This window comes from Nocardiopsis flavescens (assembly GCF_900141985.1).
In the GTDB taxonomy this organism is placed as follows: Bacteria; Actinomycetota; Actinomycetes; order Streptosporangiales; family Streptosporangiaceae; genus Nocardiopsis; species Nocardiopsis flavescens.
The window spans coordinates 44,246-57,333 of sequence record NZ_FQZK01000030.1 but is presented as its reverse complement, the minus strand read 5'-3'; the positions used below and the strand labels follow the sequence as shown (position 1 = coordinate 57,333).

Here is a 13,088-nt window from a genome sequence, read left to right as displayed (position 1 = left end):
GGAGTGGGAGCATGAATCCGAACCGTCTGTGGACCCACCGCCTCTACCCCGGCGAGCTGCCCCGCCTGTCCGCCGTGCGCCGCGACCTGCGCACCGACCTGGACGGGCTCGACGACGAGACGGTCGACACCCTCGTGCTGTGCGGCAGCGAACTGTTCGCCAACTGCGTCAAGTACACCGCCTCCGGACACGACGGCGGCGTGGTGCGCACCCTCTGGCAGGCCGACGACCACACGCTGACCCTGGGCTTCACCGACGACGGCCTGGGCGGCACCGTCCCCGCCCTCCCCCGCACCCGCAGCACCACCCAATGGCAACAGGCCGAGGACCAGCGCGGACTCCTCATGATCGAAGAGTTGTCCACAGCCTGGGGATACTCACCCCTGTGCCCCTTCGGCGACATCGGCACCCACACCTGGGCCACCTTCACCCTCACCCACTGACCGCATCGCGGGCTCCCCGGCACACCGGGGAGCCCGCTCCCGGCGCCGCTTGCGCGAATTTTGCCGCCGACGGGCCCCTCCTTGCCGCCGGTCGGGGTGACACTCACAGGTGGCACGGCGCACCGCACGAGCACGGAGGAGACCCGCCATGATCACCACCGACCACCGTCCCGGCTCACCCTGCTGGATCGAGCTCTCCGCCTCCGACCCGGGCTCCTCCCTGGCCTTCTACGGCGGCCTGTTCGGCTGGGAGGCGGAGTCCGCGGGCCCGGACACCGGCGGGTACATGATCCTCAGGTCCCGGGGCCGGGCGGTGGGCGGCGCCGGACCGCTCATGGAGGCGGGGCAGCCGCCCGCCTGGACGCTCTACTTCCACACCCCGGACGCCGAGGCCGGTGTCCGCAGGGTCGCGGAGCTGGGCGGCACCGTCGGGGTCGAGCCCGTGGACGTCATGGGCATGGGCGTGATGGCGCACTGCGCCGACCCGCAGGGGGTGGGGTTCGCCCTCTGGCAGCCGCTCTCCTTCCCCGGCCTGGAGGCCGTGGACGAGCCCGGGTCCCTCATGTGGACCGAGCTGTGGACGCCCGACGCCGAGGGCGCACTGGAGTTCTACACCGCGCTCTTCTCCTGGGACTCCACCCCCTTCCCCCTGCCCGGGGGGAGCACCTACCGGATCGTCCGCCCCGGGGGCCTGCCGGACGAACGCGCCCACGGGGGCATCGCGCAGGCCTCGGGGACCGGGGACTGGCACCCGGTGTTCCACGTCGAGGACGTCGACGGCGCCGCCGCCCTGGTCGCGGAGACCGGCGGCCGGGTGACCATGGCGCCCGACGACGCGGCCGGGGTCGGCCGGCTGTCGGCGTGCACCGACCCCGACGGCAACGCCTTCGTCCTGCTCCGCCCCTCCCCCGCCTGAGCGGCCCCGGTCCCCGGCCGGGGACCGGGGCCGCGGCGGCGGTCAGCCGGAGAGGCGGCGGGCCGGCGCCCCCGGCCCGCTGCGCGGGACGGCGGTGTCCTCCGGGGGGTCCGGCAGCGCACGGACCGCGCCGGCGCCCACCCGGGCGGTCCTCACCGGCCGGTGAGGACCGCCAGGCGCCGGGTGGCCCGGGTCATCGCCACGTACCGGTCGACGGCGCCTTCGACGCCCCCGCCGAACCCGTCCGGGTCCACCAGGACCACCAGGTCGAACTCCAGGCCCTTGGCCAGCTCCGGTGTCAGCGAGCGCACCCGCGGCCGGTCCGGGAAGGCCCGGTGGAACTCCCGGTCGCCGATCACGCAGGCGACGCCCTCGGGGTTCTCCCGCTCCCACTCCCGGAGCAGCGCGTCCAGCCCCGCGAGGTCGCCGTACTCCACCGGAACACCCGAGCGGCGGATGGACGTGGGCACGTTGGCGTCCGGCAGCACCGCCCGGATCACCGGCTCCGCCTCCGCCATGACCTCCTCCGGCGTCCGGTAGTTGATGCTCAGCGAGGCCAGGGCCACCCGGTCCAGGCCGACCCGCTCCAGCCGCTCCCGCCACGGCTCCGCGAACCCGTGCCGGGCCTGGGCGCGGTCGCCCACGATCGTGAAGCTGCGCGAGGGGCAGCGCAGCAGCAGCATCCGCCACTGGGCGTCCGTCAGCTCCTGCGCCTCGTCCACCACGATGTGCGCGAACGGCCCCGCCAGCGCGTCCCGGTCCGCCCCCGGCAGCACGGACTCGTCCACGAGACTGTTGCGCATGTCCTCGACGAGCAGCATCGTCACCAGGCCCTCGCCGTCGTCGTCGGCGGAGACCAGGTCGTCGATGACCGTCGACATGCGCTCGCGCTGGGCGGTCTCCGCCGCCCGGTGGCCGCGCGCGCGGCGCGACGCGTCGGGGTCGCCCAGCCGCAGCCGGGCGGCGTCCAGGAAGGGCAGGTCGGCCTCCGTCCACGCCTGGGCGTCCGCGCGCTGGAGCGCCCGCACCTCGTCCGCGTCCAGCCACGGGGCGCACAGGCGCAGGTAGGCGGGCACCGACCACAGGTCCCCGACGATGTCGGTGTACTCCAACAGCGGCCACGCCCGGTAGAGGGCGGTCACCAGCTCCCGGTCGCGCTGGAGCACCCGGCGCAGCATCTCCGGCGAGACGCCCTCCTCCCCGTCGCGGTCGTGCTTGTCCAGCAGGATGGCGACCACGGCGTCGAAGATGGGCTCGCGGCCCTCGTTGTGCGGGGTGCCGGGCTCGACGGCGTCGAACGCCTCCTCCCAGTCCTGCGCGGTGAGGCGGACCCGTGCCCAGGGCGTGGTGATGTCCAGCCCCTGCTTCGGCGGGCGCTCGTAGAACCGGACCGCGGGCTCGACGGCGTCCACGAGCCGCGCCGACTCCTTGAGCCGCGCCGACTCCGGGTCCTTCTCCTGCCCCACCGCGTCGCCCCCGGGCACCAGGTCGCGGACGGTGCAGGTCCGCACGCCCTCCTCCCCCAGGCTGGGCAGGACGTCGCCGACGTAGGAGAGGTAGGGCTGGTGCGGGCCGACGAACAGCACGCCGCCCCGCCGGTGCCCCAGGCGCGGGTCGGAGTACAGCAGGTGGGCGGTGCGGTGCAGGGCGACGACGGTCTTGCCGGTGCCGGGGCCGCCGTCGACGACGAGGGCGCCGGCGGACCCGGCGCGGATGATGGCGTCCTGGTCGGCCTGGATGGTCCCCAGGACGTCGCGCATCCGGGACGACCGGGCGGCGCCGAGGCCGGCGATGAAGGCGGACTGGTCGTCCAGGGCCGCGTGGTGGCCGTCCAGGCCCTCCTCGGTGAAGACCTCGTCCCAGTAGTCGGTGATCCTGCCCAGGGTCCAGCGGTAGCGGCGGCGGCTCTCCAGGCCCATCGGGTCGGCGTGGGTGGCGGCGAAGAACGGGGCGGCGGCCGGGGAGCGCCAGTCCAGCAGCAGGCGGCGCCCCTCCCGGTCGGAGAGCCCCAGCCGGCCGATGTAGACGGGCTCGGAGCCGTCGGCGGGGACGACCTTGCCCAGGCACAGGTCCAGGCCGAAGCGGCGCAGGGTGCGCAGCCGGGTGGAGAGGCGGTGCACCTCCATGTCGCGGTCCATCACCATGCGGCCCCGGCCGCCGGGCTCCAGGCGTGCGGCGTCGAGGCGCCCGGTCAGGTCGGCGATGGTCTCGGCGAGGCTGCGGGTGATGTCCGCGAAGTGCTGCTCGTCGGCGGAGATGAGTACCGGATCAGCCTTGGCGGCAAGGTTGTCGGGCAGCTCGAAAAGGCTCGTGGCCTGCGGATTCACGTGGTCCCCCGAAACGTGGCGTGTCGTCACGAAGGTCGATTGTGGGGCATGAGGGGGGTCTTGCGGCAAGTCCCGGTGTGCGCTATAGATTGAGAGTGGAGGGGAGCCGTCAAAGGCCCCTCCTTTTCTGTTGCCCCGGGTCCCGGCGCCGGGCCGGTGTCACGAATCCGGGGAACCCGCCGGTAACCCCCGCCCCCTGCGCGATCGTGTGCTCTCACGGTGTGTCTCCGACAGGGGGTTTGTGATGGCGGGTCGCGCGGAGTCGGTCGAGTCCATGGAGCAGCTGGCGGCGGGCTGGCGGGCCCTGGTGCTCGACCGGGACCCCGCGGCGGACGTGCGCGACCTGCCGGGCGTCGCCGTCCGCTGGGCCGACAGCCGGTTCGCGTTCTGGAACTGCGTGACGCTGAGCGAGGTGGACGCGGACGCCGGGCTCCTCGGGGAGCGGCTGGCCACGGCGGCGGACGTCATGCGCTCCAAGGGGCGCCCGGGGTTCCTGTGGGTCTTCGAGGACCTCCTCGCCCGCGAGGCCCGCGCGGGGCTGCGGGCCGCCGCCGGGCACGCGGGGCTGGAGTTCGCGTTCCCGGGGACCGGGATGGCGGCCGACCTGCCGCCGCTCCCCGAGCCCCGCCACCCCGAGCTGGAGTTCGTCCGCGTCTCCACCGGGGACCACCTGCGGGCGTACGCGGACCTGAACTCGCTGGCCTACGGGTTCGCGCCCGGGGACGGCCGGGACGGGCTGCTGGGGTCGGCGCTGTGGAGGCACGTGGTGCACGCCTACCTGGGGCTGCGCGACGGCGTCCCGGTGACCTGCGCGGGCGTGGTGGAGGCGCGCAGGAGGCTCTTCGTCGTGCTGGTCGCGACCGCGCCGGAGTGGGAGCGCCGGGGGTACGGCGAGGCGGTCACCCGCAAGGCCCTGTACGAGGGGGCGCGGGCCACCGGGATCACCCGCGCCGTCCTGCACGCGACGGCGGCGGGGGCGCCGATGTACCCGCGCATCGGCTTCGAGCCGAACTCCCCGATCCACTTCTACGCCCTCAAGGGCTGAGGGACGCCCGCAACGGCGGCCCCGCCGGAGCGCCCGCCGGGGAGGCCCCGAGAATGGGGGCACAGAGCGCTTCGAACGCGAGGAGTCCCCCGTGTCCCGTCGTCCGATTCTGACCTGGGTCGTCGCCCCGAACCTGGCACTGCTCCTGCTGCTGGTGGTCTCCGGCTGCGTCCTCGTCCTGCGGAACATGATCCCGCCGCACGTGGACGCGGTCGAGCCCGAGGAGCTGTCGGGCACCTGGCAGGGCTGGGAGTACAGCTTCATCACCCTGCACGGCGACGGCACGGCCGAGTTCACCGCGCTGGACGGGTACTGGTTCGCCTTCGACGAGGGCTGGCGGCTGAGCGGGACCGGCACCTGGGAGATCGTCGAGACGGAGAACTGGGGGCCGGAGGTGCACGTGGCCAGCACCGGGATCACCGGGGCCACGGAGGTGTTCGACGACCACTGGCTGCGGCTGCCGAAGGGGCACGACTGGAGGTCGGACGAGCCGCCCGAACAGGAGACCTGGGTGTTCGGCCTGGACCGGGAGTGGGGCGAACTGCGCCTGTGGATGTACATGAGCGACCCCGACGCGCGCTACATCAACTGGTTCGACCGGGTCGACGCCTGACCCGCACCCGCGCGGCGGTCCCGTCCGCGGGCCGCCCGGCACCGGCCACGGGCGGCGGGCGGTCGCCGCTCCGGGCGGGGAGCACCGGGAATGCGGCCCCCACCGCGTGGGAGGCGCCGTGTCCCCCCGGCCCGTTTTCATCCCGGCGGTCCCGCCCCCCCTGCGCCGGCCCGCTGCGGGGCCCGGCCGCCGTCCCCCGCGCACCGGCGCCGCGGTCCTGGCGGGGCCGCTCCGCGCCCCTGGCGGCGCGGACCCGCGGGACCCGCCGCCCGCGGCGGGGCGCGGGTCCCGGCGCCGTGGCGCGGCGCCGGGACCCGCGGTCAGGCGGGCGCGGTCACGCGGGACCGCAGTCGGGCAGCGGAACGATGTTCACCCCGCCCGGGTGGTCGGCCGTGAACCCGAACGTGGTGCTCTCGCCCGGGTCCAGCAGCGCGTTGTGCGGGAGGCTGCGCACCTCGTGGTGCGACCCGTGGTTGACGACCGTGCCGTTCCACAGGCTGGAGACCGCCTGCCCGTTGGCGAACACCCAGTCCACCATCCAGCCGTCCGCGCCGTCCTCGCCGGCGGTCACCTCGACCTCGGCCTGGAAGCCGCCGGACCACTCGTTGGAGATCCGGAACTCGGCCGTGCAGTAGGCGTCGGCGGGCGGGTCGGTCGGGTCCGGCGGGTCGGTGGGCTCGGGCGGGTCCGTGGGCTCGGGCGGGTCGGTCGGGTCCGGCGGGTCGGTCGGACCGGGCTGGCCGGTGCCGCCGCTGAACACCACGTCCGAGCAGTTGTAGAACGCCTCCGGGCTGTCCGAGCGCTCCCAGACCGAGTAGACGACGTGGCGCCCGGACCGGTCGGGCAGGTCCACGTCCCAGTAGTACTCGGCCCCGGCCTCGCCGCCGCTGCGCAGCGGCGGGTTGACGGCCGTGTCGATCAGCTCCAGGTCGTCCCAGGTCAGCGGCTGCTCCGGGTCCCAGCCGCTCTTGGTGACATAGGTGAAGAACGAGCCGGGGTGCGGGGCCCAGGCGTTGTGGAGGAACTCCACGGTGGTGTTGGCCTGCAACGGGGTGGAGGGCCAGTCGTCGCGGGCCGCGTTGAACGCGCTGAACTGCGGGGTCGGCCCGCAAAGCTCGCCGTCGGCCACGAACTCGCGGTGCCTGCCCGCGGAGTTGGAGATGAGGTTGCCGAACCAGTTCCAGTACGCGTAGTCGCCGCCCTCGGCCAGCGCGTCGACGCAGGCCGGGTTGGTGGGCGCCAGGGCGCCGCCGGAGGAGCCGCCGGTGGCGTCCTGGAAACAGGCGTAGGTGCGGGAGGCGGGGTAGGTGAACGCGCCGTGTGCCTGGGCGGGCTCGGGCGCAGCCGCCACCGCGTAGCCGACGGCGAGCGCGCTGAGCGCCACCGCCGCGGTGAGGAGGTTGCGGGTGCGGGTCCTCTCCATGGGGGGTGTTCCTTTCGGGTGGGGGAGTCCCGACCGGGCGGGCGCCCGGCCGGAGTCGCCGCCGCGGGTCAGGCGGCGGCGCACGTCGGGTCGGGGGCGACGGCGGGGCCGCTCCCGATGAGTCCGAAGACGGTGGCCGCGCCCGTGGCGAGGGCACCGTTGTAGGCGGCGTTGCGGGCGCTGACGGTGCCCCCGGCGGAGGTCAGGTCGGCGTTCCACGCCTGGGCCACGGTCTGTCCGGAGGGTGCGGTCCAGGTGACGGTCCACCCGGTGAGGGCGGTGTGCGCGGTCACCTCGACCTCGGCCTGGAAGCCGCCGGACCACTCGTTGGTGATCCGGAACTCGGCGGTGCACTCGCCCGCCGGGTCCGTGGGGCCCTCGGTGGGCGGGTCGGTCGGCTCCTCGGTCGGCGGGTCCGTCGGGTCGCCGCCCCCGCCGTACACGGGGGCCTCCACCGACGTCTCGCCGATCCCGTCGGGCCCGTGGAAGATCCGTTCGCCCCAGGGGGTGATCCGGTCCGGGTCGAACGCCTCGACCATGTCGAGGTACTCCACTCCCCCGCCGTTGCCGCTCCACGACCAGCCGATGTAGCCGAGCCCCAGGCGCCGGGTGTGCTCCATGATGGCGTCCTCGTCGGGGTTGCCGTCGCTGTGGTCGTGGCCGAACTCGCCGACGATCAGCGGCAGCCCGGCGTCGGAGAAGTGCTCCAGGTAGGAGACGACCGTGGACTCCTGCTGGTAGACGCCGTACATGTGGATCGAGAAGACGGTGTTGCCGTCGGCCGCCGCCACCAGGGGCGCGTCGCGGCGCATGATGCCCTGCCAGTCCTGGCCCCAGTTGGGTGCGTCCACGACGAGGGTGTGCTCGAACCCGGCTCCGCGCAGCCGCTCCACGGCGGCGATGGTGTCGTCGGCCCAGCCCTGGTTGACGGACTCGTTGTTGCCGTAGGGCTCGTTGCCGATGTTGACGAGGACGTGGTCCTCCTCGCCCTCCAGCACGTCCTGGACGCGCAGCCAGTAGTCGACGGCCTGGTCGAGGGTGGCGGCCCCGGACTGCTCGCCGTAGCCGGTGGTGTCGTGGACCTCCAGCATGCAGATCAGGCGCTGGGCCTTGCAGAGGGAGACCACGTTCGCCACGTCGGCGGCGCTGTTCTCGGTCCAGCGCTGCCCGCTGCTGAGGACGACGCGGACGGTGTTGGCGCCCAGGGCCTTGATGTCGGCGAAGGAGCCGGTCTCCTGGAGGTACCAGGTGTGGGCGTGGCTGACGCCGCGGATGAGGAAGTCGTTGCCGGCGGCGTCGACGAGGCGGCCGTTCTCGACCCGGAACCCGGTGTCGGCGCGGGCGGCGGGCGGGGAGACGGAGAGCAGGGCGACGACCATGGACAGGACCAGGGCCAGCGCCGTGGCCAGGGCCACGGCGACCGCGGCCCGGGGGCTCGCCGTCGTTGTTCGCGGGTGCATGGGTGCTCCGGGGGTTCGGGGGGGCGGGATTCGGGGGGCGGGGTTCGGGTCGGGGTCCCGGGGGCCGGCTGGAGGAGGTCCGGCCCCCGGGACGGGCGGGCCCGGGGCGCCCGTGGTGGGGAGCGGGGCCCCGGGGGTCGAGGTGCGGCGGGTCAGTCGCAGGCGGCGCCGTTGAGCTCGAACGCGGCCGGCCCGGCCGTCTGGCCCTGGTGGGTGATCTGGAGCCCGAAGGTCGCGCTGCCGCCGGGCTGGAGCACCCGGTTCCACGACACTCCCTCGGCGGTGACCGCGCCGCCGGTCTGGGTGACGGTGGCGTTCCAGGACGAGGTGATGGTCTGGCCCGCGGGCTGGGTCCAGGCCAGGGTCCAGCCGTCGACGGCCGCGGAGCCGGTGTTGCGGACGGTCACGTCGATGACGGCGCCCTGGTTCCACGCGTTGCTCACGGTGTACGTCACCGCGCAGTCGCCGTCACCCGGGCCGGGACCGGGGCCGGGGCCGCCGTCACCGCCCAGGACCTCGTGCATCGCCCAGTAGGAGGGCTTGGGGGCGTACTGGTGGTCGTAGGGCAGCGCGTCGCCCTGTCCCGGGAACACGTCGGGGATCCAGGAGTTGGCGTCGCCCACGCCCCACACGGTGACGCCGCCGCAGCCGTCCACGGCCATGCAGGCCTGGAACACCCGCGTGTAGTCGGCGGCCTGCGCCTGGAGCTGCTGCTGCGAGGCGGGGGTGGTGGTGCGGATGTCCAGCTCGGTGACGACCACCTCCAGGCCCAGGTCCGCGAACCGCTGGATGTTGGCCTGCATGCTCGCGGGCACCTGGCCGACGATGAGGTGCGACTGGAGGCCGACGCCGTGCAGCGGGACGCCCCGGTCGAGCAGGGAGGTCACCAGCCGGTAGAGCCCGTCGCTCTTGGCGTTGATCCCCTCGACGTTGTAGTCGTTGATGAACAGCCGCGCTTCGGGGTCGGCCTCGTGCGCCATCTCCAGGGAGGTGGCGATGTAGTCCTGGCCCAGGGTCCGCTGGAAGACCGAGTCGCGGAAGGTCCCGTCCTCGTTGAAGGCCTCGTTGACCACGTCCCAGTGGCTGATCTCGCCCGCGTAGCGGCCCACCACGGTGGAGATGTGGTCCTCCATCACCCCCTCCAGCTCCGCGGGGCCGAACCCGCCGTCGGCCACCCAGCTCGGCAGCTGGCTGTGCCAGACCAGGGTGTGGCCGTAGACGTCCTGGCCGTTGGCCTGCGCGAAGTCCACCAGGCGGTCGGCGCCCGACCAGTTGAACTGCCCGCGCTGGGGCTGGACGCTCTCCCACTTCAGCTCGTTCTCGTGGGTGACGGAGTTGTACTGCTCCGCGGCGATCTCCGCGTAGCGGGCGTTGTCGAGCAGGTGGGCGGAGACCGCCACGCCCATGCGCAGGCCGTGCTGGTCGGCGAGGTCGCGCAGCGGCGGGTCCTCGGCGTGGGCGGGGGCCCCGGCCGCCAGGGCCAGGGCGAGGGCGAGCAGCGGGGCGAGGAACCCCGCCGTGCGGCGTCGCGTGGTCGTCTTCATCGGTCGCTCCTCGGAGGGGTCCGGGTCGGGGGACCCGGGAGGGGTCGGAGTCGGCGAGGGGGCTCCGGCCGGGCCCGCCGCGGCCCGGCCGGGAGGGTCCCGGGGGCGGGTGCGCTCCGGGACGGGGGGTGACGGGGAGGGGCCGGGGCCGGACCCGGCCCCTCCCCCGCTCGGGGTCCCGCGGCGGCCGCACAGGGCGGCGGGGTGTGGAGGCGGCCACCGCGGGGGTTTCTGTCGGGACCGCCGCAGCGGTCGGTCGGTCGGCGGTGTCGGTCAGCGGTCGGTCGGCCGGCGGGCCTCCCGGGCCGCCGGGCATCCGGGCCCGCGGCCGGCCCGCGGGCCCCCGCCCGGTCGGGCGGGGCGCCGGACCGCGGGTCCGGCCGCGGCGCACCTCACCCGAACAGCTCCCCGTGCACGGCCAGGGCCGTCGCCACGTCCACCTGCGCCCAGAAGCGGTGGTAGGTGAACTCGGGTGCCGGACCGCCGTCCAGGTACGCCTGGACCTTCGGCCAGTCGGGGTCGTCCTCGTAGAAGGACCGGATCGAGGCGAACGTCGAGTCGGAGTCGACGGCGTCGCCGTTGGGCATGGTCCCGGTCCAGCCGTCGGGGACGTACAGCCCGCCGTCGGGCGCGCCGTAGGGGTCGTCGAACCGCTGGTAGTCGGCCCGCACCTCGGGGACCGCCACCCCCAGGTCGTCCTGGTGGTGCAGCAGCGACTCCAGCAGGCCCTCGGCCGTGGCCAGGGCGTCGGCGTCGCCGGTGGCGGCGGCGTAGTGCAGGAGCGTCTTGGCCAGCCCGGCGGCGATGCCCACGTCCTGGTTGTGGGAGACCACCTCCACCCTCAGGCCGGGGTTGCCGGTGGGCGTGCCGGTCCAGGTGTCGGGGGCTCCGCTCCAGTCCATGTCGGCGGGGACGGCGAACTCGCCGTCGGGTCCGACGGTGGTGTTGGCCAGGGCCCAGGGCACCCAGGCGTCGAGGACGTCCCCGGCGCGCTCGTCGCCGGTGATGCGGTGGTACTCGGCGACGCGCTCCATGTCCCACACCTGGAACCCGAACCACCGGTTGGACGGCGGGTCGTGCCAGACGGGCTTCTCGTCGTAGAACATCCCGTGGAAGGTCGGGGTGCCCGCGGGCGGCTGGCCGTAGTCGCCCTCCCAGCTGTTGGTGGCGCCGCCGGCGATGCCGCCGTCGGCGGACTGGAGCCACTGGAGGAACTCCAGCTGGCGGTCGAGGCTGGTGGCCCAGTCGTCGGCGCCGGTGGGCGAGGCGGGCGTGAGGGCGTCGACCTCGGAGAGGGCGTAGGCGGCCATCACGTTCTGGTAGCCCTGGTGGGCGGAGGAGCCGCCGATGCGCCAGGCCCAGGGGAACTCGGCGCTGCCCAGCGCGCCGCCCCAGGCGTAGTACCAGGACATCAGGTAGTGCGCGGAGTCCTTGCCTCCGCCGGGGGCGCAGGCCTGGGGTCCGACGCAGTCGCCGACCTCCTTGAAGTACTTGTCGAACATGGCGTAGCGCAGGTAGTCGCCCATCCGCGCGGCGTCGGAGACGCTGTCGGCGATGGCGCCCTCGTTGCCCTGCTCGCTCGCCCAGGTGTGCGCCTGGTAGGCGACCTGCACGGCGCGCGCGTCGGCGTCGGGGGCGTTGGTGTAGCGCCACTGCTCGGAGTAGTTCGAGTCGTCGGTGAACAGGTCGAGGTACCCGTTGGCCCCGCCGTGCTCGAACGTCTCGCAGGAGGGGTGCGGGACGGTCTCCCAGACCGACTCGTTCGAGCCGCGCTGGAAGGTGTTGATGTAGCCGGGGGCGTCGTCGGTGCCGTCGCCGCAGAACCCGAACCCGTAGGTGTTGTCGACGTCCAGCAGCCAGTGCATGCCGTAGACCTCGTCGGTCCCGTAGGTACCGCTCAGCTCGTCGGCCAGCGGGTCCTGTCCCACCTGCACGCCCTGGTCGAGCGGCATCGGGTAGTCCGACGGGTCGGTGGACTCGGCGATGTAGGTGGCGGGCGAGGACGGGTCGTAGGAGGCGTTGGTGGGCTGGTCGGCGGTGCCCGGGATGATGAACGCCTCCATGGACGCCCAGGCCGCGTTGAACGGCTCCCAGTCCCCGGTGACCCGGCCGTAGGTGGCCTCCAGCCACAGGTAGTAGCTGTACGCCTCGGAGGTGGTGGCGTGCCCGTGGTCGGGGGCCTCCACGATCAGCGTCTCGACGGAGTGGTACGGGACCAGCAGGCCGTCGAACTCGCGGAAGTACCCGTTGGCGGGGTCCTTGATCTTCTCGTACTGGTCGAGGAACTCGGCCTCGTACTCGTTGGAGGCCGTGGCGCGCTCGCGCACGGTCACCGTGACGGGGTCGTAGCCCTCGGCGGCCACGGTGAACACGGCCTGCGCCGGGTCCTGGGAGCCGTCCCCGGAGGAGGCGACGGTGACCTCCTGGGACTGGCCCCAGTCGTCGGCGGTGAAGGTGAGCCCCGCACCGCCGGTGACGGCGAGCACCTCGGAGCCGGAGGAGCGCTCGACGGTGACGTCCACGTCCGCGTCGTCGGCGGGGGCCGCCGACAGGTGGACGCCGAAGGCCGCCGTGCCGCCGGGGTCCACGGCCAGGCTCGCCGGGGTGACGACGAGCGCGCCCTCCTCCGGGCCGGGCTCCTCGCCGTCCTCGCAGGAGGTGCCGTTGAGGGTGAACGCGGTGGGGGCGGCCCCGGAGCCGGTGCCCTGGAAGCCGAAGACGGCGGTGGCGCCGGTGCCCAGGCCGGACGCCCACGCGGGGGCGGTGGCGGTGGCGGAGGCGCCGGTCTGGGCCACGGTGGCGTTCCACGCGTTGGTGACCCGCTGGCTGCCGGGGAAGTCCCAGCCCAGGGTCCAGGGCGAGACCTCGGGGCCGTGGTTGGTGAGGGAGACCTCGGCGGTGAAGCCGCTCCCCCAGTCGTTGGTGACGGTGTAGTCGACCGTGCAGAGCGGGTCCGCGTGGGCGGAGGTGGCCGGGAGCAGGGCGGCGGCCAGGGCGGTGGCCGCCAGGAGCGGGAGGGGTCGGCGCCATCGGCGGCGGCCGACCGTGCGGGGGGTGTGCACGTGCGTCTCCTGGGTGGGATCCCCGTCGCCGGACCCGGGGCGCGGGCATGGCGGGGCCGCGCCACCGAGTGGGCGGGGCCGGCGAGCGGTGCGGGTGGTGTGGTGCCGGGCGGGGACCGTGCTGGTCGGGTCCCCGCCCGGCGGACGGTCCCCGAGAGGCGGGGGGACCGGTCGGATCCGGCGGCGGCCGGGCGGTCGCGTCCGCTCGGTCGGCCCGGGCGCCGCCGGGGCCTGGTGCGGTCACCGGCCGCGGGC

Annotated in this window: 9 protein-coding genes; 4 read left to right on the top strand and 5 right to left on the bottom strand. The window is 74.5% G+C overall.

Translation table 11 applies throughout. From position 1 onward, the window contains the following. The coding region (locus tag BUE45_RS28295) for an ATP-binding protein (protein WP_342746018.1) at positions 1-443 on the top strand (443 nt) is incomplete at its 5' end. A 148-nt stretch (positions 444-591) separates the two neighbouring features. Then, positions 592-1,359, top strand: coding sequence for a VOC family protein (locus BUE45_RS28290; protein WP_073383972.1), 768 nt, complete (start codon positions 592-594; stop codon positions 1,357-1,359). A gap of 152 nt (positions 1,360-1,511) precedes the next feature. Here BUE45_RS28290 and helR read toward each other — a convergent pair whose 3' ends face one another. Beyond that, entirely contained in the window at positions 1,512-3,686 is a 2,175-nt protein-coding gene (helR, locus tag BUE45_RS28285; RefSeq protein ID WP_073383970.1) for an RNA polymerase recycling motor ATPase HelR, read from the bottom strand. Between the two features lie 244 nt (positions 3,687-3,930). On the opposite strand from helR, the gene BUE45_RS28280 reads away from it, so the two are divergent. Further along, positions 3,931-4,731: a GNAT family N-acetyltransferase gene (locus BUE45_RS28280; RefSeq protein WP_073383969.1), complete on the top strand. Its 801-nt coding sequence runs from the start codon at positions 3,931-3,933 to the stop codon at positions 4,729-4,731. A gap of 91 nt (positions 4,732-4,822) precedes the next feature. After that, entirely contained in the window at positions 4,823-5,344 is a 522-nt protein-coding gene (locus BUE45_RS28275) for a hypothetical protein (protein ID WP_073383967.1), read from the top strand. 334 nt (positions 5,345-5,678) lie between these two features. Here the strand turns inward: BUE45_RS28275 and BUE45_RS28270 are convergent, their stop codons facing one another. The 4 genes from BUE45_RS28270 to BUE45_RS28255 form a co-directional block, all read right to left on the bottom strand. Then, a complete protein-coding gene (locus tag BUE45_RS28270) occupies positions 5,679-6,767 on the bottom strand; it encodes a lytic polysaccharide monooxygenase (protein ID WP_073383966.1) in 1,089 nt (362 codons plus the stop codon). A gap of 68 nt (positions 6,768-6,835) precedes the next feature. Next, entirely contained in the window at positions 6,836-8,227 is a 1,392-nt protein-coding gene (locus BUE45_RS28265; RefSeq protein ID WP_073383964.1) for a cellulase family glycosylhydrolase, read from the bottom strand. Positions 8,228-8,379: 152 nt separating this feature from the next. Then, positions 8,380-9,771, bottom strand: coding sequence for an endo-1,4-beta-xylanase (locus tag BUE45_RS28260; RefSeq protein WP_073383962.1), 1,392 nt, complete (start codon positions 9,769-9,771; stop codon positions 8,380-8,382). A gap of 392 nt (positions 9,772-10,163) precedes the next feature. Then, complete coding sequence (locus tag BUE45_RS28255) at positions 10,164-12,833, bottom strand: glycoside hydrolase family 48 protein (RefSeq protein ID WP_073383961.1); 2,670 nt, start codon at positions 12,831-12,833, stop codon at positions 10,164-10,166. Between the last annotated feature and the right edge of the window lie 255 nt (positions 12,834-13,088).